The sequence below is a fragment of the Massilia sp. NBRC 108631 genome, assembly GCF_059704565.1.
Genome location: NZ_BAAKJE010000224.1, coordinates 52,394 through 74,403, shown reverse-complemented (window position 1 = coordinate 74,403; position 22,010 = coordinate 52,394). Strand labels below are relative to the sequence as shown.

The window sequence follows — 22,010 nt, the reverse complement described above, 5'->3', positions numbered from 1 at the left end:
TGTTCATTGCCTTTGGCATCTGGTCCTGGCGCGGCATCGCTAAATACCGGGCCAGGAAAGCGCCGCGCTCGGGCAGTTACACCAAGCGCAGGCCCAAGCGCTGATCAGAACTTGGTGCGCACGCCCAGCACGATATTGCGGCCCGGCAAAGGCGCGATATCCTTCAGCACCGAGGTCGACATGCGGATCTCGTCGTTCAGCAGGTTCTTGGCCAGCACAAACCAGGTGACGTCCTGCGAGCCGAGTTTCTGCGTGTACGAAAAGTTCGCATTGACCTGGTTGTACGACGCGGTCGGCGTGGTCTCGAACGACGCCAGGCGGTCCTGGCCGTTCGCGTGCACCAGCGACAAGCCGCCGCGCCATGCGCCTTCGCGGAAGCCGACGCTGGCGCCGAAACGGCTGGCCGGCTGCAGCGGCAGGTTGCCCGCGTTATCCAGCTTGCCCTTCGAGGTATCGGCGAACAGGCGTCCCGACCAGCCGCTGCCCTGCGCGTTATAGGTGATTTCGGCTTCCGCGCCCTTGATGGTGGCGTTGGCCTGCTCAAAGATGCGCTCGCGCAGTTCGTCGCCCGGGTTGCCTTCCTCGTCCAGCAGCTGGCCCGTGATATGCCCGTAGATGAAATCGCGCACCTTGTTGCGGAACAGGTTGGCCTTCCAGCGAACCAGGCCCGTGGTCTTCTGCACGCTCAATTCGATGTTGCGCGAGGCTTCCTTCCTGAAGTCCGGGTTGCCGATGTCGAAGGTGACGGTGGCGTCGTGCGGGCCGCCGGAGTACAGCTCTTCCGTGGCCGGTGCGCGCTCGGCGTACGAGAAGGTGGCGCCTGCGCCATAGCCTGGCGCGAAGGTCCACAACGTGCCGAGCGAGCCAGAATTCAAGTTGAAAGCGCGGTCCTGGCCGGTCACGGGCTTGCGCTTGACCGATTCCACGCGGGCGCCGGCGCTCAGCAGGAACTCGCCCACCCTGGCTTCTTCCACCAGGAAGCCGGCGGTGGAAGTCGAATGCGTGACCGGCACGGTATCGGCCGCGCCTTCAGGGCTTAGCGCAGAGAAGTGCGTGTTTTCGGTCTGCACGCCGAAGGTGCCGCGCATGCCGGCGATCGGGTTGTGCGCCAGCTCGGCGCGGGTTTCCAGCGAGCGGTTGTTGAAGATCACCACAGGCGCGTTCTCTTCGTCCAGCTCCGCGTGTTCGTAGGAGGTGTAGCCGGCCTTGAACTTGAAGCTCTCGAAACCGTCGAACGGCTTGCGCACCAGGCTGTCGATATCGTAGCGGGTTTGCTTCTGGTCGATCTTCGAACCTTCATCGCTCGGGATGCCGTACACATTGTCCAGGCGCGACACGGAAGCGCCAACAAAACCCCAGTCCGCGATATAGGAACCGCCCAGGCCCGCGTTGCGTTCGCGCGTGGCCGAATGCGGCAGGCGGCCGGAAGCCGAGCCAGGGTCGTTGACCACGCGGTTTTCCGGAATCTTGTAGTCGTCCGCGTTGCGCAAGTTGCCGTCCACATGCAGCGCGAACTGGCCTACTGCGCCGTCGACGGTGCCGGACAGGTTCTTGCCGCTGTCGACGGTACTGTAGCGCGCTTCGACCTGGCCGGTCGGCTTCTTTTCCAGCGCGGTCGGGATGCGCTCGTTGACCACGTTGACCAGGCCGCCGATGGCGCCCGAGCCGTACAGCAGCGCCGCAGGGCCGCGCAGGATTTCAACCTGGCGCGCCACCGCGCCTTCGGCCGCCACCGCATGGTCGTTCGACAGGCCGGACACGTCCGACACCGCCATGCCGTTCTCCAGCATCTTGACGCGCGCGCCTTCCATGCCGCGAATGATGGGACGCGAGGCGCCGGCGCCGAAGGCCGAGGCGGACACGCCCAGTTCCTGCGACAGCGTATCGCCCAGCGAGCTGCCCATCTTGTCGCGCAGCTCGTCGCCGGCCAGCACTTTGGCAGGAGTCAGGATCTGGTCGCCCTCCGCCGTTTTGAAGGGGCTGGCGGTCACCAGCACTTTGGGAATGGCCGCGTCGGTGGACTGGGCAACAGCGGCGGACGAAATGGCGGACAGGACCGCCGTAGCGATCAGGGTACGGGTGAAAATCATATGAACCTCTAAAACAAAAAAGACGTGAAGCGGCTGCGCGCCTTCCTGGCGCGCATGCCCGACTGGGAGTGTTTTTTTGTCAGAGGACCGGGGGAGCCCGGGATTGGAATACAACGGTGGCAAGGCGCTCGCGCACCTGCAGCAACAGCTGCGTCGGCAAGGAAGGCCTGCTGTCGGGCGCCTTGAAGCGCAGCAACGGGCTGCTGACGGCGAACGCCAGTTCCGCGGCGGCCACGCATTGCAGGCAGATGTGGTCGACCAGCGTGGCTTCCGGTGCGGCGCTGGCCGAGGCCAGCATTTCGCCGCCAACGGCCTTTTGTATCGGCGCCCAGTGCGTATAGCCGTGCGACAGCGCTACCTGTTGCGACATCAGCAACAGGTAGGCAATTAGCAGGGGCAGCATACGGCGTAGCACGTCGGTCAATTCGCTGGGATGGAAACGGCGTATTTTAACCGCGATTCAACGTTTAGTGCTTCACCTTTTGCCTATCATCTCTATCAGGCCATTCGCCAGGCTACCGCGCCAGTGGTAATAGTCGTGGCCCGCCGCGTATTCGCGGTGCGCCACCGCGTAGCCCTTGGCGCGCAATACATCGCGCAAATGGCGGGTGGTATCGACAATGCCGGCGCCGCCATTGCGGCCGGTTTCGAACTGCCCGGCCTCTAGCAGAAAGCGCAGCGGCGGCCGGCGCGCAGCGGCACGCAGGTCCACGAACTGGCGGGTCAGCCACTCGGCGTCCTGCTGCGGCGGCGCCCACCAGAAAGAGCCGGACTGGCTATGCACCTTGCCGAACAGTTCGGGATGCTTCAGGCCCGCATAGGCCGCCGCCAGCCCGCCATAGCTGGCGCCTGCGATCACCGTCTGCGCGGCCGGCGCATGCACACCCCGCTGGCGCGCCCACGGCATCAGTTCCTGCGACAGGAAGCGCGCGAACGCCGGGTTGGGCGGCAGCTCGGCCGAGCGCGTCTCGCCGCTGGGATTGGCGATCAGGATGGCGGCGGTGGGCGGCAAGGCGCCGGCGGCGACCAGGTTGTCCAGGATCGCCGGCGTGGGCACGTCGGTGGTGTAGTTCTCGGCGTCAAACAGCACGACCAGGGCGTTGCCCTTTGCACCAGGACGGTAGCCGTGCGAACGGTACAAGTAGATGTCGCGTTCGTTGCCCAGGTGTTTGCTGGCCAGGCGCAGCTTTTCCAGCCCGCCCTGCGGCACGCCGGCACGCGGCTGCACCCACTGCTGCGGGGGCGCGGCGGGCAGTTCCAGCACCGAGGCGCCGTCGTACTGGTCAAGCGGCCTGGCCGGAAAGCTGCGCGGGTTCAGCGGGTCGCGCTGCACCGTCGCGAGGATGGCGCGGCGGCGCTGCATGGCCGTGCCATTCAATTCCGGCACGTCCGGCGCCAGGCGGTAGCTCAGGCGGGTGCTGGCCGGCACCCGGTAGCTGCGGTACCACACGTCGCTGCCGCCCAGGCGCTGCATCTCATCGTGGTCCGACGATGGCGCGCCCAAGATGCGGACATTGCGCTGTGCGCCGCGCCACAGGAAGGTGAGCAGCAGTTCGTCCCTGGCCAGGGGCGGGCTGATCTGCGGGCCGCTGCCTGCCGTTGCACCTGCCGTGCCGCCCTCGATCAGCGGCCCGCCCTGCGCTGCGGCTTCGGCCCAGAAAGCATCCGTGCCGCCGCCCTGCGCCAGTTGCTGCTGGAGCGCGCGCAGGCGCGGGCTGTCGATGGCCGGCGGCGGCGCCACCTGCTCCGCACGCGGCACGCGATGCTGCACGCTCAACTGGTAGCTGCCCGCTTCCGGCGCGCGCACGTCCAGCGCATACGGTCCACGGTCGCCCGCAACGAACATGAAGTCCTGGTCGTCGCGGCGGCCCTTGGCCAATATCTTGGCGCGCTTGCCGTCGCGGTCCATCAGCACCAAACGCATGCCCTTGCCCACCAGCCGCCCCTGCACAAAGTCGCCCTCGGCCAGCTGCAGCGGATGCTCGCGGTGCGTCTGCGCCTCCAGCGTACCGCCGAAGCTCGCCAGGCCGGCCCCAGTTTGCGCCCCCTCGGCCGCATGGGCCAGCGCCGGAGCGGTGGCCACCGCAGCCGCCAGCGCCACGGCGAGCATCGCGCGCGGCAATGTCATACGCGGATGCGTGTTCATCAGAATTTCGCCAACAGAGACAGGAATACGCGGCGGCCCTCCTCGTTGAAGTCGGCCGACGTGTCGCGCTGGCTGCCCTTGTCGCCCAGGTTCAGCACACCTGCGCTGACGGTCAGGTTCTTGTTCCAGCGGTAGGCCGCGTTCACGTCCGCCACGGTGTAAGCGCCCTTTTTCACCAGGTTCAGGCCGCTGGCAGGCACGTTCAGGTACTGTTCCCCGATGTAGCGCGCGGTGGCGGACGCGGTCCAGCTGTCGGCCGGACGCAGGTCCAGCGTCACGTTGGCGTTGTTCTTGGGCCGGTAAATCATCGGCAGCCCGATCGCGCCGCTGACGTTCTTCGCGTCCGTGTAAGTGTAATTGGCCCGAACCGACACCTGCGGCGAGAATACCGCTCTCAGGCTGGTCTCCACACCCTTGGTGCGCACCTTGGCGATATTCTGATAGGCAAAGATCGGCCGCCCGTCCGGCAGGAAGCCGATGAAATTGCTGTACGACGGCGCCAGCTTGCGGTCCGCCGTACGGCTGGTGATGTCGATCATGTCCTTCAGGTCGTTGCGGAAGAACGTGAAACCGCCGCCCACCTTGCCGTAGTCGAATTGCGCGCCCAGTTCCTTGCTGGTGCTCGTTTCCGGCTTCAGCGCAGCGCTGCCAACAATGTAGCAGCCCACCGTGGCGCTGCCGCACGACACCGAACCCCAGTTCTGGCTGCCCTGCAGCAGCGTCGGCGCGCGGAAGGCGCGCGCCCAGCCGCTCTTGAGCGTGATGCCGGACGTGGCGTGATAGACCAGGTAGGCGCGCGGGCTGTGGTGCGCGCCGAAGTTCTCGTGGTGGTCATAGCGGTCGCCGATGGTCAGCTTCAGGCCGTCGCGCAGCGCCACTTCATCCTCCACGAAGGCCGCGTACTGGCTCAGCTTCACCGTCGGATTCTGGCGGTAGCCGGGCGTGCCCGGCAGGCCGGTCACGTTGGCAGGGTCGAACAGTTTCTCACGCCGCAGTTCACCGCCCACGGTGATGGTCTGGCGGGCCGCGTCCCACGGCAGCACCAGCTTGCCGTCCAGGCTGTTGTTGTTGGCCTTGTTCGGATTGACCTGGCCCGTCACGGTACCCACCAGGTTGCGCGTCTCGTCCGCGTTCAGCGTGACCTCGGAGCGGCCGAAATCGTAACGCCCCTGGTGGCTGAGCGAGCTGGCGTGGCGTTCCAGGATGAAGCCGCCGTGGTCGCGCCGGCTGGTGTCGTAACCCAGCTTCACGTCCTGCCCGGCCGCCGGCATCCACGACAGCGCGCCGCCGAACTGGCGGTTGGCGATCAGCGGGAAGCCCGGCTGCGTCACGCCGTTCACCGGCGCATTGACCTTGCCGTCCCCTTCGCGCTTGTCGTACCCGGCCGACACGCGCAGGCCCAGCACGTCCGCAATCAGCGGGCCGCTGGCGCTGAAGCTGGCCGTGCGGGTGTCGCCCTGCGCATCGTCGCTCGGCAGCACGGTGTCCAGCTTCATGGAGCCGCGCCAGGTCTTGCCCACTTTGCGGGTGATGATGTTGACTACGCCGCCGATGGCGTCCGACCCGTACAGCGAGGACATCGGGCCGCGCACGATTTCAATCCGTTCAATTTCCGAAGTCGGCACCCAGCCCGTGTCGTAATCGTTGCCACGGAAGCTCACGCTGGTGGCGTTTACGCGCTTGCCGTCCACCAGGAACAGCGTGTAAGCCTGGCCCAGGCCGCGCAACTGCACGCCGGGCACCGCATTGCCGCTGCGCGACAGCGACACGCCCTCAACCGTTCCCAGCAGCTCGGCCAGTTCGACCACCGGGCGCTTCTCGATGTCCGCCCGCGTCAACACTGAAATGCTGGCCGGCGCATCCTTCAACGTCTGTTCCAGGGAGGACGCGGTCACCACCACGGTGGGCATATCGGACTGCGCCACGGCAGGCAGGGCGAACGCGGCGCACAGCAGGCTGGCGAGCGGCAGCGGTACGGGGAATGTCGACGGGAACTTCGTTGGGGACTGCATAATCTTCTCCATGTGTGCAAATACGAATGATTCTTATTTCATAAAGACCGCCAGTGTGGCAGAATCTTGTCTAAGCAACATTTGCAAGGAAAAAGAAAATGTATGATTCGGCAAATAATGCGCCACCAGTGTGCGGCAGCACACGGTTTGTCACGCGGGCCGACCTGGTGCGTAGCGCCGGCCTGCTGGGCGCCGCCTACACCTTCAACAACAGCGCGCCCGCCGACGAGGAAGTGCTGCATGGCCAGTTCGACACGCTGCAGCTGCGCCCCGGCCTGATCCTGCACGCCGCCTGCGTGCGCGACCTGCACACCATGAACACCAGCAACCACTTAAATCCCGGCATCAAGATCGTGCTGCTGGTCGACGGCGCCACCGACCTCTCGTTCGGCCATCACCGCTTTCACCTCGGCCCGGCCACGGCTGATCCGCGCCAGCGCAGCGCGGGTGCGTTGGTCAACCTGGCCGAACAAGAGATGTTCTCGCGCCGCTGGCTGGCCGGCCGCAGCGAGCGCAAGGTCAGCCTCACGCTTACGCCCGAGTGGCTGGAGAACGGCGGTTTGCAGGGGCATGCCGCGCACGGCGCGCTGCAGTCCTTTCACGGCGAACACCTGGCACGCCAGCCGTGGACCGTGACGCCACGCGCCCGCGAACTGGCAAGGCAGATCCTGGCGCCGCAGGCGCTGATGCCCGGCCTGCAGCGCCTGCGCCTGGAAGCGCGCTGCATCGAATTGGCAGCCGAGGCGCTGGCGGCGGTCGGCGCCCAGCAGGCCACGGCGGCAGCCAAGCCAGCCCTGCGCGAGCTTGACCTGCGCCGCCTGGCGCGCCTGGAGGAATTGCTGCGCAGCAGCTGCGGCGCCGATTTGTCGATGCAGGGCATAGCCCGCGAGCTGGGCACCAATCCGGTGTCGCTGCAGGCGCTCACCCGGCGCGCGTGGGGCGTCACGGTCTTCGAACGCGTGCGCCAGCTGCGCATGCAGCGCGCGCACGCACTGCTGCAGGGCGGGGCCAGCGTGGCGCAGGCGGCGGACGCGGCCGGCTACTCGGCGGCCTGCAACTTTTCCACCGCGTACCGCCGCCACTACGGCAGCCGGCCGCGCGACGCGCGCCTTGGCGACAACGCTGCGGCATAACGCAGGGCGCCGCCGCAGCGCCATGGCAGCGGCGCCGCGCTCCGCAGTGGGCCGCAAGATTAAATTTCCCGCCAGTGTGCGTTATCGCACAGAGCGGCAGCGCCTGTCCGGCTATAGTGATGCCCCAAAAAACAGGAGCACACATGGCGGAAAATTTAGTCGATTTGTTTCAGCGGGACCGCTCGCGTATCCACGTGGAAAAAGAATGGGAAGTGGCTTACTGGAGCAAAAAGCTCGGCGTGCCGAAGGAAACCCTCGTTGAGATCGTCAACGAGGTCGGTCCGGTAGTCGAGAACGTGGTGCGGAAGATCAAGAGCCTGCACTAGCACCCGCAGTCGCCGCCTGGCGCGCCAGCCAGCGGTCCACTGCCGCTTCCAGCACGCTGAGCGGCACGGAGCCGTGCGACAGTACTTCGTCGTGGAAGGCGCGCAGGTCGAACTTCGCGCCTAGCTGCTGTTCAGCGCGCGCGCGCAGTTCGCGCAGCTTCAGTTCGCCGATCTTGTAGCTCAGGGCCTGGCCCGGCGCGGCGATATAGCGTTCCACCTCCTGCACCGCCACCACCTCGTTCTGCGGCACATTGTCGACGAAATAGGCGATGGCCTGCTCGCGCGTCCAGCCCTTGGCGTGGATGCCGGTGTCGACCACCAGCCGCACCGCGCGCCAGATCTCGGCCGACAGGCGGCCGCACCATTGCCACGGATCGTCGTACAAGCCCATCTCCTGGCCCAGCATTTCGCTGTACAGGCCCCAGCCTTCGCTGAAGGCGCCAGTACCTTCATTGCGGCGGAACGCCGGGAAGCCGGTCTGTTCCTTGGCCAGGCTGATCTCGAAATGGTGGCCTGGAATCGCTTCGTGCAGGAAGAACGCCACCGTGGTGAAGCGGGTGCGCGTTTCCGGCTTGTAGGCGTTGTAGTAGAAGATGCCGGGACGCGAACCGTCCGGCAGGCCCGCGAAGTACTGGGCCGGCGCGGCGCTCACTTCGCGAAACGATTCCACCGGGCGCACTTCGAACGGGGTGTTCGGCATCTTGCCGAAGAACTGCGGCGTCTTCGCCTCCACCCGCGGACGCAGGCTTTCGTAGGCGGCCTGGATCTGCTCGCGGGTGCTGAAGCGCTGCTCCGGCGCGGTGTTCAGGTGCACGAAGAACTCCTTCAGCGTGCCCTGGAAGCCGACGCGCTGCTTGGCTTGCTCGAACAGCGCGCGGATGCGGGTCACCTCGTTCAGGCCGATGGTGTGGATCTCCTCGGCGGTGAGCGCGGTGGTGGTCGAACTGCGCACCTTGGAGTCATACCACGCCTTCCCTTCCGGCAGCGCACCCAGGCCCACGGTCTCGCGGCTGGCCGGCAGGTAGGTGTCGCGCATGAAGGCCAGCAGGCGCTGGTAGGCTGGCGCAATCTGCTCGCCCACCAGCTTCGAGTAGGCGGCCGTCAGGCGCGCCTTGTCTTGCTCGCCGAAATCCTTGGGGAACTGGCGCACCGGCGCCATGTAGACGCTCTTGGCCAGGTCGGCGGTGCCCAGGTTCTCCAGCTGCGGCAGGATCTGCCTGGTGACGATTTTGGGCTGCACCACGCCGCGCGCCATGCCGGCGCGCATGTCGGCGATCATGCCGTCCACCGCCGGGGCAAAGCCGGCCGCGCGCGCCAGCCAGTTGTCGTAATCCTTCACCGTGGCAAAGGGCTGCGCCAGCTTGCCCGAACCGAGCTGCGCGAACAGCAGGTGCAGGCTGAAGGTCTGGTTGATGGGCGTGAGCTGCGACGGGAAGCGCATATCGTCCAGCGACTGCTGCAGCTTGTAGCGCAGCAGATCGTAGCTGATACGGTCCTCGGCGCCCAGCCTGGCTGGATCGAATTCGGCGGTGCGGGCCAGGTATTTGTCGGCCAGGCGCTTGCGCTCGGCCAGTGCTTCCCTGGACGTGATGGGGCCGAAGCGGTCGTTGTAGCGGTTGTCGCCGTTGAAGGTGGCGGACAGCGGATTCGCCTTCGAGTACTCTTCCCAGTACTCCGCGTAGATCTGGTTCATTTTTTCCGGCGTGGCCGGGACGGCAGGCTTGGCGGCGTGGCCGGCAACGGGCACAAAGGCCAGCAGGCCGGCGCTGAGAAAGAGGCTCGAGAGTGATTTTTTCATGGATGGACCGGTAAGTGAGCTAACCGGTCAATATTTACACAAAACCACTTTTCTGGATAGGCCTTCAGGCGACGGCAAGCCCGCCGGCGCGCGCAAACAGGCTCACGCCGTCTCGACCGGATAGCCTACCGTCTGCGCCAGCATGACCCGCTGCCCGCTACCCAGCCCCATCAGCGCAGCCAGTTCGGCAGCATCGAACCAGCCGCGCGCCACCGTGGCCATGCCTTCGGCAGCGCAGAACAGGTACACGTTCTGGCTGATGTGGCCCGCATCGAATGCGGCGTGCAGCAGGCGCTCGGCGTGGTCCTCCGCCGGCAGCCGGGCCAGGTTGGCCACGTACAGCAGCGTGACCGGCGCGCTGGCGGGATAGTCCTGCTTGCCGGTCGCAGCGCGGATGTCGGCCCGGCCGCACAGCAGCAGGGCCGGCGCGTCCGGGTCGTAGCGGTACCAGCCGTTGGCCGTGGCCACGTAAATGTCTATCTCCTGCGCATTGGACACCGACGGCGCGGTGCGGCCGCGTTCCGACGCCCGGTTGATGCCGAAAGCCGCCCACAGCAGGCGCGACAGCCGATAGCGCGGCAGCTCCCTCGGGCTGAAGGCGCGCTGCGAACGGCGCAGCTTGAGCGTGTCGATCAGGCCCAGGCCCAGCGCGCCGATGTCCGAGTCCATTTCGAGCGCGGCCGTCTCCACCAGGCTCACCGTACCGTCACCGTCCGCCATGTCGGTTTCAGCCTCGTCACTCCCGTCCGCAGCCGGAGCGGCCGCCGGCACCAGGCGCAGCAGCGCTTGCAGCAGGTTGGCCCGGCTCACCATACCCTCCAGCCGTCCGTCGCGCAGCACCGGCACGCGCTGGATGCCGAACTCCTCCATCAGCGCCGCCACTTGCTCGAGCGGGGTGCCGGGCGCCACGCAGACGGCGGCCGCGCTCATCACCTCGCCGACCAGCGCGCCGCGCTTGCCGCTGTCATTGCCGCCGCCCCTGGCGCGCAGCAGCGCGAGCCAGGGCGGCAGTGCCGCGCCCTCGCCCAGCTCGGCGCGGCGCAGCAGGTCGCCCTCGCTCAGCATGCCGACCAGGCAGCCCTGCGCGTTCACCACCGGCAGCCCCCCCAGGCGGTGCTTGAGCATCAGGCCGATGGCGTGCTGCACGCCCGCTTCCGGCCCGACCGTGATGAGCAGGCGGGCCATGACTTCGGCAGCGGTCAAGGCCGCCGCACCCGGTTGTTGCGTGCGCATAGTTCTATCCTCCTTCATATGGTCGCCGTGCAAGTGCCGGCGCCGCATACTATGCAGGGAGGCGCGGCCGGATTCTTTGATCTGGATCAAAGCGGCCGCTACCAGCACTCGCCGCAACGTGCATGCGCGTGGAAACAAAATTGTTGTTGACTTCAAACCGTATTGGTTTAAGCTTACTGCAACGTTACAGTAAATCGTTTTACCAAGTGCCGTCGGTGTAAGACCGCCGGACTTTGACAAGACGCGATGGCTATATTTTTTTTGCCATTTACTGTAACGTTACAGTAAATCGATACAGTTCTGACTTATAAAACCGATAACGGAGACAAGAGATGACTGGTAAACAGTGGCAGGCCGCAATCCGGCACCGCCCGACCCCGATAGCGGCAGCGGCGGCGCTGCTGGCCCTGGGCATCGCCGCGCCGGCGCAGGCGCAGCAAAACCCGCCCGCAGGCGAACAATTGAAGCTGGAAACGGTGGTGGTGTCCGCCAACCGCCGCATTGAAAAACTGGAGGACGTGCCGCAGTCCATCACGGTGCTGGGCGAAGAGTACATGCAGCGCAACAACGTGCGCGAATTCAACGATATCGTCAACCTTTCCCCCGCCCTGTCGATCTCGGTCGGCACCCAGGTCGGCACCAACAGCATCAATATGCGCGGCATCGGCACCACCTCGAACAACCTGGGCATCGAAGGCGACATCGCTGTCATCATCGACGACCTGCCCTACGCCCAGGCGCAGCAGGCGTTCAAAGACCAGTCCGACGTGTCACGCGTGGAAGTGCTGAAGGGACCGCAAAGCACCATGTTCGGCAAGAGCGCCATCGCCGGCGCGGTGGTGATGACCACCAAGCCGATCGGCGCCGGACCAATGAAGACCAACGTCAGCCTGTTCAAATCCAGCGACGACGAATACCGCGCCTCGGCCGCCCTCAGCGGCCGCCTGTCGGACGACGTGGCCATGCGCCTGTTCGCCAGCAAGACCAACTTCCCCGGCCTGCTGAACAACCTGACCACCGGCCGCAAGCAAAATGGCTCCGGCGGCAAGAGCTTCATCACCAAGTTCCTGTGGAAGGTAAACAGCGACCTCGATGTGCTGGTGACGCCGCATTACGATCACTCGCTTTCGACCGGCAACACCGCCGCCATCACCTCCATCGATCCGGGCGTGGGCTACCTGTACAACAAGAACTACACCGCCCTGTCCAATACCGAGGTGTTGCGCGGCATTAACGTCAGCCGCTACAACCGCGACATCCGCAACGATTCGCCCACCGGCCTGGAAGCGACCAACCGCGGCATCGGCGTACGCATCAACTACCAGTTCCAGGACAGCTCGCCGCTGCGCGGCCACGCGCTCACTTCGATTTCGTCGGTGGTGAAGAACTTGTCCAACGACTTTCGCGACAACGACAATATCGACCTGATCTCCACCTTCTACCAGGTCAACCACCAGGGCAAGCCGTCCGGCATTTCCGATCCGCCGGAGATCAACGGTACCAGCGACAGCAAGACCTCGACCCAGGAATTGCGCCTGACCTCGCCGGACGAAGGCACGTTCCGCTACATCGCGGGCATCTGGATCGCACGCAACAGCCTGGAGCGCACCTACTATCGCGGCAATCCGTTCGTGAAAGAGACCAACTTCACCAACTACGAGACCACCTCGTCCAACCTGAACCGCGCCATTTACGGCAACAGCACCTGGGACTTCGCGCCGCGCCAGAAGCTGACCACGGGCTTGCGCGTGAACCGGGAATCGAACAACTACACCTTCCACACCATCGACAGCCTGTCGTCGAGCGCGCCGAACAATGTGCACACCGGCGAGAATTTCTACCGCGCGCCGCAGCACGACGAAACCGGCGTGACCGGCAAGCTGGCCTACAGCTATCACTTCACGCCGGACGTGATGGCCTACGGCTCGGCCGCCACCGGCCGCAAGGGCGTGGCCTACGACATGACCAGCGGCGCCAACAACGTCAACGTGTTCAAGCGGCTGCCGCTGCCGGCCGAAACGGCGGACAGTTTCGAGCTCGGCTTCAAGGCCAACCTGTGGAACAACCGCGCCACTTTCAACGCGGCCGCCTTCCGCACCCGCTTCCACGACTACCAGACCTCGGCCACCGAGCGCTTCTCCGACGGCAGCCAGGCCAGTGTGCTGTACAGCATACCGGCGCTGCAGACCAAGGGTTTCGAGGCCGACAGCACCGTGCTGCTCACGCGCGAACTGCAGCTGAACGCCAGCCTGGCCTTCACCCGCGCCACCATCCTGAACTGGACCCAGGGTCCGTGCTACAGCGGCGCCAAGGACTGCACGGTGCCCAATCAGCTGGTGCCCGGCGCCTTCCTGCGCGACGCCAGCGGCGGCACCATGCCGAACGCGCCGAAGTGGAAGCTGAGCATGGGCGCCGACTACCGCGTTCCGCAGGGCTGGCTGCCGTTCAAGACCGCTTTCAACGTGCAGTGGCGCACCCAGTCGCGCGTGCAGGGCGCCATCAGCCAGGATCCGAGTTTGAACCGTCCGGGCTATGGTATCGTTGACCTGGGAGCATCCATGTCGGACGACAAAGGCAAGTACAAGCTCTCGATAGGCGTGAAGAACGTGGCCGACCATCACTACGCGTCGGGCAACGTCGGCTCCTTCCTGAACTTCAAGAAAACCTCAGGCCCGGACATCAAGTCGCTCGGCTGGCAGCCTGCGCGCGATGCCTTCCGCTACTTCACCGTCCGCCTGGATGCAGCATTCTAAGAAAACCAAGGAAACCATGAGCGAACCCAAAATTCAGGACGTGGCCCGCCTCGCCGGCGTATCCACCTCCAGCATTTCGAATTTTCTGAACAACCGGATGGGCCAGATGCGGCCGGACACCCAGCGCAAGATCCAGCAGGCGATCGAGCAGCTGGGCTACCGTCCCAACAGCGCGGCGCGCCAGCTCAAGACCGGCGTAGCGGCCATGGTCGGCCTGCTGGTGCCCTCGCTGGCCAACCAGTTTTTCGGTTCGCTCGCCTGCGCCGTGGAAGCGGCGGCCGCCCGCCACCACTGCCACGTGATGACCTTCAGCACCTTCCGCGATCCCGCCCGGGAACGCGCGGTGATGGCCGACCTGCTGTCCTACGGCGTGCAGGGCATCATCACCGGCTCGGCGCTGAGCGACACGGACCACCTGGCGGCCATGACGGCGCGCTGCCCGGTGGTAGCCTTCGACATCAAGCGCTCGGACGAACGGCATGACCGCATCGCCACCATCTCGGTGGACAACGCCGCCGCCACGGCAATGGCGGTGGAGCACCTGGTGGCGTTGGGGCATCGCTCCATCGCGCTGGTGACGCCGCCGCCCTACACGCTGAACCGCCAGGAACGCGTGAGCGGCTTCCAGCAGGCGGTGGCGCAGGCGGGCATCAGCGGCGAACTGGTGATTGCGGACGGCACCGAGGCGCCCAGCGATCCGCACGGCGACACGCAGCTGTTCGAACTGGGACGCAGCGCGGCGGCGCGCCTGCTGGCCGCGCCCGGCAAACCGACGGCGGCCATCGCCATCAACGACATGATGGCCATCGGCATCGGCATCGGGCTAAAGCAGCTGGGCAAGCGCATCCCGGAAGATTTTTCCCTGATCGGCATCGACGATATCTTCTTCTCGGCCGCACACGACCCACCGCTGACCACCCTGCGCCAACCCATCCAGGCCATGGCCGATGCGGCGGTGCAGCGCATCCTGGCGCCGTCGGCCGTGCCGGACGGGCAGCTGTTTGCGCCGGAGCTGATCGTCAGGGCGTCCACTGCGGCGCCGAAAAAATAACACCATCCAACTGGAGAGAGACATGACGGAATTGAATGCAAATGAGCTCAATGGCAAGCGCGCCCTGGTCATGGGCGGGGCCTCGGGCATCGGCAAGGCAACCTCGCTGGCGCTGGCGCAGGCCGGCGCCGACGTGGTGCTGACTTACTGGAGTAGCGCCGGCGAAGCCAATGCAGTAGTGGCGCAGATTAGCGCCATGGGCCGCCGCGCCCAGGCCATCAAGGCCGACCTGACCGACGCCGCCGTGGCCGAACAGGTATACGCCGAGGCCGAAGGGGCCATCGGCGAGATCGACGTCCTGTTCGCAAACATCGGTGGCCTGATCCAGCGCTGCCGCGTGGTGGACATGCCGCTGTCGCTGTGGAACGAATCCATGAACCTCAACCTGACCAGCACCTTCCTGATCTGCCAGGCCGCGCTAAAGCGCATGGAGCCGCGCAAGCGGGGCGTGATCGTCACCATGTCCTCGCTGGCCGCGTTCGACGGCGGCGGTCCGGGCTCGGCGCACTATGCCTCGTCCAAGGCGGCGGTGGCCACCTTCACGCGCGCACTGGCCAAGGAAGTCGGCCCGCTCGGCATCCGCGTCAACGGCGTCTCGCCCGGCCTGATCGCCACCCGCTTCCACGACACCTTCAACACCCCGGCCAACCGCCTGGCCATCGCCGAGCGCACGCCGGCCCGCCGCGAAGGCGAACCGGCCGACGTGGCCAACGTGGTGGTGTTCCTTGCCTCCGAACGCGCCGCCTTCCTGGCCGGCGAAATCATCCAGGTCAACGGCGGCCTCGGCCTCTACTGATCCGCCCGGGAGATCCCATGACACAGCAATTCACACGGCGCCGTTTTGTCGGCACCGCCGCCCTCGCCTTGCCTGCGCTCGGCAGCGGCGGCGCCCTCACCAGCCTGCCCGCCTTCGGCCAGGATTCGCGCGAAGCACTGGGAACCAGGCAGGGCAAGGCCAGCTTCGGCGGCGTGCATCCGCTGCAAACGCTGATGCAGCAGCATCCTGCCCCGCTGCGCCCGGAACTGCACGGCGTGCATCCGCGCATATTCACCACGGCGGCCGGTCTGGAACAGCTGCGCCAGCGCGCACGCGGCAGCCACAGCGCCGTTTGGCAGAAGGCACTATCCGGCCTGGTGGCCATGCGCGCCGAACCGGAAGCCTCGCCGGCGCAAACGCGCCGCGCCCAGAACACGGTGGGCATCGGCATGGTGGGCGCTGCCCTGGCCTACAAGGTCGAAGGCGACCCGCGCTACCTGGAACGCGCCAGGGTTTACATGGACGCGGCGCTCAGCTATCCGGTATGGGGTTACACCTACAGCAAACCGGACATCGACCTGGCCGCTGGCCATCTGCTGTACGGCCTCGGAACAGCCTACGACCTGCTGTTCGACGTGCTGAGCGCAGAGGAGCGCACCCGCTACCGGGAGAAACTGGTGCGCCAGGCGCGCATCATGGCGGCGCACTTCACCCCAACAGCGGGGAAATCCTATTCGTACAGCCAGAACCACTGCTTCATCCCCATCGCCGGGCTGGCCGTGGCGGCCTACGCCGTGTTCGATGAAGTGCCCGAAGCGGCCGGCTGGGCCGCCCTGTCGCGCGCCATTTTCACCCGTGTGCTGGCGGTGGCGTCACCGGACGGCTATTTCTACGAAGGCGTGGAGTACTGGGTGTTCTCCATGCCGTGGATTATCCACGCGCTGGACGCTTTCGCGCATGCGGCCGGTGACGACATGTACGACCTGCCCGCGCTGCGCAAAGCCCACCTGTACATGGCGCATTCGATGACGCCCAACGGCCAGGACATCTTCGACTTCGGCGACGCCTTCGAAGGCCCGGTCACGCGTTCGCGCGTCGGCCACGAACCGGACCGCACCCATCCGGACGGCAAACTGCATTCCAACTACAACCTGCTGTACCGCCTTGCGCAGCGCTTCGGCAATCCCGAGGCGCAGGGTGTGGCGACGTGGATGCAGTCGCTCGGCCACGTCTGCGCGGAGGATTTCTGGTCCCTGCAGTGGTTCGACGACAAGCTGGCCGCCAAGCCGATGTCGGCCATCGCGCCGCACCATCACTTCGACGACCTGGGCACCGTGTACTGGCGCAGCGACTGGAGCAGCAAGGCCACCGCCTTCGCCTTCCGGGCCGGGCCGCCCGAGGGCCACCATGCCGCCACGCTGATCGGCAAGATGCCGGACTGGCACCTGTCCATGGGCCACTCGCACCCGGACGCGGGCAGTTTCATCCTGTACGGCGGCGGCAGCTACCTGACCGGCCCGAAAGGCTACGCCGGCATCCCGAGCAGCAAATTGAGCAACACGCTGCTGGTGGACGGCCAGGGCCAGGCCAACGAGGGCGGCGGCCACGACGCCTTCCGCGACTACCCGTATGCGCGGCTGGACAGCATCCGCATCACCAAGCTGACGCTGGGCAGCGATCACGCCGACATCGTCGCCGACCTGAGCGGCGCCTACCGCCCCGAACTGGGCGTCGAGCGGCTGGAACGCCGCTTCAGCTTCGCGCGCGGCGCCTGGACCACCAGCGACACGCTGCGCGCCAGCAAACCGGTGGTGCTGACCGCGCAAGTACACGGCGACCACGATATCAGGCAGGTGGCCGAACGCAGCTTCGTGGTCGAAGGCCGGCCGTCGGCGCTCAAGGTGGAAGCGCGCACGAAAGCGGTCAAGGCCGTGGTCGAGCCGGGCTTTGTCATCTCTGCCGGGCCGCCGGGCAATGTCGACAAGGGACCGAAGCAGCAGCGCGGCAACGTGCTGCGCATGTCGCTCCCACCCGGCAAGCAGGCAACGCTGGTCACCGGCATGAAATTCTGAGCGGGGCGCCATGGACATCGACAACATTGAAGGCGCGGGCGGCGCCGGCGGCGAGAAAATTCCGGACGTGGTCACCGTCGGCGAGGCCATGGCCCTGCTGATGGCGTGCCAGCCCGGCCCGCTGGCCGCAGTGCGCCAGTTCGAACGCGCCACGGCCGGGGCGGAACTGAACGTCTCGGTCGGATTGAGCCGCCTGGGCTACCGCGTCGGCTACGTAAGCCGCTTGGGCAAGGACAGCCTGGCCCGCAATCTGCTGGACTTCATGGCGGCCGAGGGCATAGACCTGCGCCACGTGCGGCAGGACGAACGCTACCCGACCGGATTCATGCTGAAGTCCATGGCGCTCGATGGCAGCGATCCGGAAGTGGAGTATTTCCGGCGCGGCTCGGCGGCCAGCCACATGTCGCGGACCGACATACCCTCCGGCCCGTACCAGCACGCGCGCCTGCTGCATCTGACCGGCATCTCGCCTGCGTTATCGGACACCTGCCGCGACATGGTGCTGACCATGGCGGCGCAAGCGCGGGGCGCTGGACGCCTGGTCACCTTCGACCCCAATCTGCGCCCGCGCCTGTGGCCGACCGAGGCGGCCATGGTCGAAACCGTGAATACGCTGGCCGGCCTGGCCGACATCGTCATGCCCGGCCTGGCCGAGGGCAAGCTGCTCACCGGCTGCGCCGAAGCGCACGGCATCGCGGACTTCTACCTGGCGCGCGGGGCGCGGCAGGTGGTGGTGAAGCTGGGCCCCCAGGGCGCCTACTACGCCAGCGCGGAGGGCCGGGGCGTCGCTCCCGGCGCACCGGTGCCGCCGGCTAACGTGGTCGACACCGTCGGCGCCGGGGACGGCTTCGCGGTGGGCGTCATCAGCGCCTTGCTCGAAGACCTGCCGCTGGCAGCAGCGGCCGCGCGCGGCAACGCCATTGGCGCGCGCGTGGTGCAGTACCGGGGCGACTGCGAAGGCCTGCCCACCCGCGGCCAGCTGGGCCTGCGGTAGCTGGGCTTGCGGTGGCTGGGCTTGCGGTAGCCGCGCCTGCAGCAAGAACGACAAGAGTGCGCACCGCCCCGCCGCGGGCGGGCCGCAAAACAAAACAATACAGAGACATCTTGGAGACTCGTGCATGAAGACAATGGCAGGTTTGCGCTGGCTGGTGATAACACTGGTGGCCGTCGCGACAATTATCAACTATATAGACCGCTCCGCGCTGGCGGTCATGTGGCCGGGCATCGCAGCCGAACTGGGGATGGACAAACGCGACTACGCCAACATCGTCACCGTGTTCCTGGTCGGCTATGCCGTCGGGCAGACGCTGTTCGGCAAACTGTTCGACGCGCTGGGCACGCGCATCGGCTTCATCTTGTCCATCATCGTGTGGTCAGTCTCCATCGGCCTGCACTTTGTGGCCCGTTCGGCGCTGTCGTTCGGCCTGTTCCGCGTGCTGCTGGGCGTAGGCGAAGCGGGCAACTGGCCGGGCGCGACCAAGGCCGTGGCAGAATGGTTCCCCATCCGCGAGCGCGCGCTGGCGCAGGGCATCTTCGGCGCCGGCGCTTCGCTCGGTTCCATCATCGCGCCGCCGCTGATTGCCATCCTGTACGCCTACTTCGGCTGGAAAACCACCTTCCTTTTGATCGCGGTGCTCGGCTTCATCTGGGTCATTCCCTGGATGATCATCTACAAATCCGGCCCCAATGCCCATCCCTGGATTACCGAGGAGGAGCGCGGCTACATCCTGACGGGCCAGCGCAGCGAAACGGCGCGGGCCGCCGAATACGTTCCCACGCTGGGCCAGCTGCTGCGGCACCGCCAGAGCTGGGGCGTGATTGCCGCCCGCTTTTTCATCGACCCGGTCTGGTGGCTGTTCGTGGCCTGGCTGCCGCTGTACCTGAACGAGAAGTTCCACTTCGATGTGAAACAGATCGGCATCTTCGCCTGGGTGCCGTACGTGGGCGCCGCCATCGGCGCACTGTCCGGCGGCTGGCTGTGCGGGCGGCTGCTGCAGCGCGGCTGGAGCGTCAACCGTGCCCGCAAGACCGTGATCGGGCTCGGACTGGCGCTGATGCTGCCCGCCCTGCTGTTCAGCGCCAGGGCCGCCACGCCGCTGCTGGCCGTGCTGTCTATTGCCGTGATCCTGTTCGGCTTCCAGGCCGCCATCACCAATATCCAGACCCTGCCCAGCGATTTCTTCTCCGGCAAGACGGTCGGCTCGCTGGCTGGCCTCAGCGGCACCTCGGCCGTGCTGGGCGTGATCATCTGCATGCAGCTGGTGCCTGAACTGACGGCGGGCGGCAACTACACGCCGTTCTTCGTGCTGGGCGCCTTGCTGGTGCCGCTGGTGTTCGTCTCGGTCTGGCTGGGCGGTCCCGTGGCGCAAGTCACAGCGCAAGGAGAGCACGCATGATGGCCGCCGCATTCCGCAAGCGCACGCGGCTGGCCGCCGCCCTGCTCGCCGCCCTGTTTGCCGCGGTGGCCGGCCCGCTGTCGCTCCCGCCTGCAGCGGCGCAAGCCCCTGCGCAGACCACTGCGCCAATCACCGCAAAGCCCAAGCTCAGCGCCTCCGAAGCATTCCAGAAGCAGGACAACGGCACCTTCCTTGAGCTGCACGCCCGTTTCCTGGCACGCGCCAAAAGCGGCCCGGTCGGGCTGCTGTTCCTGGGCGACTCGATCACGGCCGGCTGGCAGCGCGCACCGCATATCTGGGAAGCGTACTACGGCAAATACCAGCCGGCCAACTTCGGCATCGGCGGCGCGCGCACCCAGAACCTGATCTGGCAGATCGAGCACGGCGAGCTGGAAGGCATAGCGCCCAAGGTGACGGTACTGATGATGGGCACCAACAACAGCCTTGATTACAACGCCGAGGAAATCGCCGCCGCCAACCGCAAGATCGTCGGCATGATACGTGCCCGCCTGCCTGACACGCGGATACTGGTGCTGGGCATCTTCCCGCGCGGCCCGCGCGACCCCAAGGGCGGGCCGGTTACCCCGGCAGCGGTGGAAGAAGCCGCAAGACGCATGGCTACCATCGATGCCGTGAACCGCGACCTGGCAAGGCTGGACGACGGCAAGACCGTGCGCTTCCTGGACATCGGCGCCGTCTTCCTTGGCCAGGACGGGCGCATCCCCAAGTCCATCATGCCGGACCAGCTACACCCCGGCGCCGCCGGCTACCAGCTGTGGGCCGACGCCATGCAGCCGCTACTCGACAGCATGATGAAGTCCGGCTTTACGCCCAAGGAGGAATTGAGCGCCCTGTTCGAGGCCGAAGGCGAGGCGCCGTTCCCCTCGCCCTACGCCGGTACACTCGCCTTCAGCGCGCTGAAAGCCAGATATGTGTCCGGTAATGGCCACGGTTACCGCCACGAGCTGAAGACCCTGGCACCGTACAGGCAGACCGTTGCCGCCACGCGCGAGCACTTTTCCGCGAACGTCACGCCCACGCTGCCGGCAGGCGCCAAGACCATCGTCGCCCAGTACCACGCCGAAGGCCTCGATACATTGGTGAAAGTCTATGTGCAGGATACGGCCGACGCGGCCGGCATCGACGGCAAAGCCGACAACGGCCTGTTCGACGTGCTGGCCCGCCTGAAGGGCACGGACGGCAAGGAAGTGACCACTGCCCTGGGCATCGTGCGCTCCGGCGAGAGCTTCGGCCTGGACATCCGTTTCGCCGGCGGCTCCGCGATCGTGGCGGCGACCACCGCCCGGCATGGCGCCATCGATACCGGGCGCACGCCTATCAAGGCCGACAGCGGCAGGATTTATTTCAAGTTCGGCGATTACCTTCAGGCGCGGGACCCAGCCACCGATGCGCACACCAGCAACAGCGCGAAATGGGACCAGTACTTGCAGCAGAAGGGCATCGGCAGCAGCGAGGTGCGCTTCGACAACACCAAATTCACACGCGGATAGGAAACCATGGATCAATCCCTGCAACCCGGCACACTGGCCACGCTGGAAACCGTCAGCACCTCAACCCTCACCACGCTGCTGTTCAAGCGTGGTTTTCGAAACGTCTTCATCCAGGGAGCGCGGCCCCTGAAGCCGGGCCAGCGCCTGGCGGGACCGGCGTTCACGCTGCGCTACATTCCCTCGCGCGAAGACCTGGACGGCGTTGATGCCTTCCTCGATCCACGCCATCCGCAACGCGTGGCGGTGGAAGAAATCCCGCCTGGCGCCGTGCTGGTGATGGACTGCCGGGGCGACGTCTCGGTGGCCTCGGCCGGCAGCATCCTGGCCACACGCATGCAGGTGCGCGGCGTGGCAGGCATTGTCACCGACGGCGGCCTGCGCGACGCGGCCGGCATCGCGGCCCTGGACATGCCGGCTTGGTGTTCCGGCCCATCGGCCCCGACCAACCTGCTGCGCCACCACGCGCTGGACATCAACGCGCCCATCGGCTGCGGCGGCGTGCCGGTGTACCCGGGCGACATCATGGTGGGCGACAGCGACGGCGTCGTCTGCATCCCGCGCCACCTGGCCGATGAAATCGCCCGGGACGCGGTGGAGATGGAGCGCTTCGAGGATTTCGTGCTGGACGAAGTGCGGCGCGGTGCAACCATCATCGGCCTGTACCCGCCCACGGCGCCGGAAACCCGCCTGCGCTACGAAGCCTGGCTGGCGCGCCGCGCTGCGCCATAGCCG

The 22,010-nt window shown here is 66.4% G+C and carries 16 protein-coding genes; 10 read left to right on the top strand and 6 right to left on the bottom strand.

Going from position 1 to position 22,010, the window contains the following annotated elements; translation table 11 throughout:
* Nucleotides 1–104 precede the first annotated feature (104 nt).
* From AC6H42_RS24375 to AC6H42_RS24360, 4 genes are all read right to left on the bottom strand, one after another.
* The gene (locus AC6H42_RS24375; RefSeq protein WP_057156381.1) at nt 105–2,090 is read right to left on the bottom strand and encodes a TonB-dependent receptor; all 1,986 of its coding nucleotides are present in this window, start codon (nt 2,088–2,090) and stop codon (nt 105–107) included.
* 79 nt (nt 2,091–2,169) lie between these two features.
* Nucleotides 2,170–2,493, bottom strand: a complete 324-nt coding sequence (locus tag AC6H42_RS24370; RefSeq protein ID WP_497549158.1) for a hypothetical protein — start codon at nt 2,491–2,493, stop codon at nt 2,170–2,172.
* 72 nt (nt 2,494–2,565) lie between these two features.
* A complete protein-coding gene (gene fes, locus AC6H42_RS24365) occupies nt 2,566–4,218 on the bottom strand; it encodes an enterochelin esterase (protein ID WP_497549157.1) in 1,653 nt (550 codons plus the stop codon).
* Nucleotides 4,219–4,235: 17 nt separating this feature from the next.
* Nucleotides 4,236–6,248, bottom strand: coding sequence for a TonB-dependent receptor domain-containing protein (locus tag AC6H42_RS24360; protein WP_497549156.1), 2,013 nt, complete (start codon nt 6,246–6,248; stop codon nt 4,236–4,238).
* A 98-nt stretch (nt 6,249–6,346) separates the two neighbouring features.
* Here AC6H42_RS24360 and AC6H42_RS24355 point away from each other — a divergent pair, with 98 nt between their 5' ends.
* Nucleotides 6,347–7,381 carry a helix-turn-helix transcriptional regulator gene (locus AC6H42_RS24355; RefSeq protein ID WP_057156376.1) on the top strand — a complete coding sequence of 345 codons (1,035 nt, stop codon included), beginning with the start codon at nt 6,347–6,349 and terminating at the stop codon, nt 7,379–7,381.
* Between the two features lie 143 nt (nt 7,382–7,524).
* Nucleotides 7,525–7,707, top strand: coding sequence for a DUF3606 domain-containing protein (locus AC6H42_RS24350; RefSeq protein WP_057156374.1), 183 nt, complete (start codon nt 7,525–7,527; stop codon nt 7,705–7,707).
* On the opposite strand, the gene AC6H42_RS24345 is transcribed toward AC6H42_RS24350, so the two are convergent.
* Both AC6H42_RS24345 and AC6H42_RS24340 read right to left on the bottom strand, forming a co-directional pair.
* Nucleotides 7,691–9,505, bottom strand: a complete 1,815-nt coding sequence (locus AC6H42_RS24345) for a DUF885 domain-containing protein (protein ID WP_057156372.1) — start codon at nt 9,503–9,505, stop codon at nt 7,691–7,693. The two genes, AC6H42_RS24350 and AC6H42_RS24345, sit on opposite strands and share 17 nt — an antisense overlap.
* A 102-nt stretch (nt 9,506–9,607) precedes the next feature.
* Nucleotides 9,608–10,738, bottom strand: coding sequence for a CBS domain-containing protein (locus AC6H42_RS24340; protein ID WP_497549155.1), 1,131 nt, complete (start codon nt 10,736–10,738; stop codon nt 9,608–9,610).
* 332 nt (nt 10,739–11,070) lie between these two features.
* Here AC6H42_RS24340 and AC6H42_RS24335 point away from each other — a divergent pair, with 332 nt between their 5' ends.
* From AC6H42_RS24335 to AC6H42_RS24300, 8 genes are all read left to right on the top strand, one after another.
* On the top strand, nt 11,071–13,491 hold the full coding sequence (locus tag AC6H42_RS24335) for a TonB-dependent receptor (protein ID WP_497549154.1): 2,421 nt from the start codon (nt 11,071–11,073) through the stop codon (nt 13,489–13,491).
* 16 nt (nt 13,492–13,507) lie between these two features.
* Nucleotides 13,508–14,542, top strand: coding sequence for a LacI family DNA-binding transcriptional regulator (locus AC6H42_RS24330; RefSeq protein ID WP_057156368.1), 1,035 nt, complete (start codon nt 13,508–13,510; stop codon nt 14,540–14,542).
* Between the two features lie 22 nt (nt 14,543–14,564).
* On the top strand, nt 14,565–15,338 hold the full coding sequence (locus tag AC6H42_RS24325) for an SDR family NAD(P)-dependent oxidoreductase (protein ID WP_497549153.1): 774 nt from the start codon (nt 14,565–14,567) through the stop codon (nt 15,336–15,338).
* Between the two features lie 17 nt (nt 15,339–15,355).
* A complete protein-coding gene (locus AC6H42_RS24320) occupies nt 15,356–17,371 on the top strand; it encodes a DUF4962 domain-containing protein (RefSeq protein ID WP_497549152.1) in 2,016 nt (671 codons plus the stop codon).
* A gap of 10 nt (nt 17,372–17,381) precedes the next feature.
* The gene (locus AC6H42_RS24315) at nt 17,382–18,365 is read left to right on the top strand and encodes a sugar kinase (RefSeq protein WP_497549151.1); all 984 of its coding nucleotides are present in this window, start codon (nt 17,382–17,384) and stop codon (nt 18,363–18,365) included.
* A gap of 124 nt (nt 18,366–18,489) precedes the next feature.
* Nucleotides 18,490–19,767: an MFS transporter gene (locus AC6H42_RS24310; RefSeq protein ID WP_057156365.1), complete on the top strand. Its 1,278-nt coding sequence runs from the start codon at nt 18,490–18,492 to the stop codon at nt 19,765–19,767.
* Nucleotides 19,764–21,278, top strand: coding sequence for a GDSL-type esterase/lipase family protein (locus AC6H42_RS24305; RefSeq protein WP_497549150.1), 1,515 nt, complete (start codon nt 19,764–19,766; stop codon nt 21,276–21,278). The genes AC6H42_RS24310 and AC6H42_RS24305 overlap by 4 nt, the downstream gene beginning before the upstream one ends.
* A gap of 6 nt (nt 21,279–21,284) precedes the next feature.
* Complete coding sequence (locus tag AC6H42_RS24300; protein WP_057156361.1) at nt 21,285–22,007, top strand: ribonuclease activity regulator RraA; 723 nt, start codon at nt 21,285–21,287, stop codon at nt 22,005–22,007.
* Nucleotides 22,008–22,010: the final 3 nt, after the last annotated feature.

Coding starts and splice junctions, on each gene's coding strand:
- AC6H42_RS24375 (WP_057156381.1), bottom strand. CDS start 2,090: ATGATTTTCACCCGTACCCTGATCGCTACGGCGGTCCTGTCCGCCATT.
- AC6H42_RS24370 (WP_497549158.1), bottom strand. CDS start 2,493: ATGCTGCCCCTGCTAATTGCCTACCTGTTGCTGATGTCGCAACAGGTA.
- fes (WP_497549157.1), bottom strand. CDS start 4,218: ATGACATTGCCGCGCGCGATGCTCGCCGTGGCGCTGGCGGCTGCGGTG.
- AC6H42_RS24360 (WP_497549156.1), bottom strand. CDS start 6,248: ATGCAGTCCCCAACGAAGTTCCCGTCGACATTCCCCGTACCGCTGCCG.
- AC6H42_RS24355 (WP_057156376.1), top strand. CDS start 6,347: ATGTATGATTCGGCAAATAATGCGCCACCAGTGTGCGGCAGCACACGG.
- AC6H42_RS24350 (WP_057156374.1), top strand. CDS start 7,525: ATGGCGGAAAATTTAGTCGATTTGTTTCAGCGGGACCGCTCGCGTATC.
- AC6H42_RS24345 (WP_057156372.1), bottom strand. CDS start 9,505: ATGAAAAAATCACTCTCGAGCCTCTTTCTCAGCGCCGGCCTGCTGGCC.
- AC6H42_RS24340 (WP_497549155.1), bottom strand. CDS start 10,738: ATGCGCACGCAACAACCGGGTGCGGCGGCCTTGACCGCTGCCGAAGTC.
- AC6H42_RS24335 (WP_497549154.1), top strand. CDS start 11,071: ATGACTGGTAAACAGTGGCAGGCCGCAATCCGGCACCGCCCGACCCCG.
- AC6H42_RS24330 (WP_057156368.1), top strand. CDS start 13,508: ATGAGCGAACCCAAAATTCAGGACGTGGCCCGCCTCGCCGGCGTATCC.
- AC6H42_RS24325 (WP_497549153.1), top strand. CDS start 14,565: ATGACGGAATTGAATGCAAATGAGCTCAATGGCAAGCGCGCCCTGGTC.
- AC6H42_RS24320 (WP_497549152.1), top strand. CDS start 15,356: ATGACACAGCAATTCACACGGCGCCGTTTTGTCGGCACCGCCGCCCTC.
- AC6H42_RS24315 (WP_497549151.1), top strand. CDS start 17,382: ATGGACATCGACAACATTGAAGGCGCGGGCGGCGCCGGCGGCGAGAAA.
- AC6H42_RS24310 (WP_057156365.1), top strand. CDS start 18,490: ATGAAGACAATGGCAGGTTTGCGCTGGCTGGTGATAACACTGGTGGCC.
- AC6H42_RS24305 (WP_497549150.1), top strand. CDS start 19,764: ATGATGGCCGCCGCATTCCGCAAGCGCACGCGGCTGGCCGCCGCCCTG.
- AC6H42_RS24300 (WP_057156361.1), top strand. CDS start 21,285: ATGGATCAATCCCTGCAACCCGGCACACTGGCCACGCTGGAAACCGTC.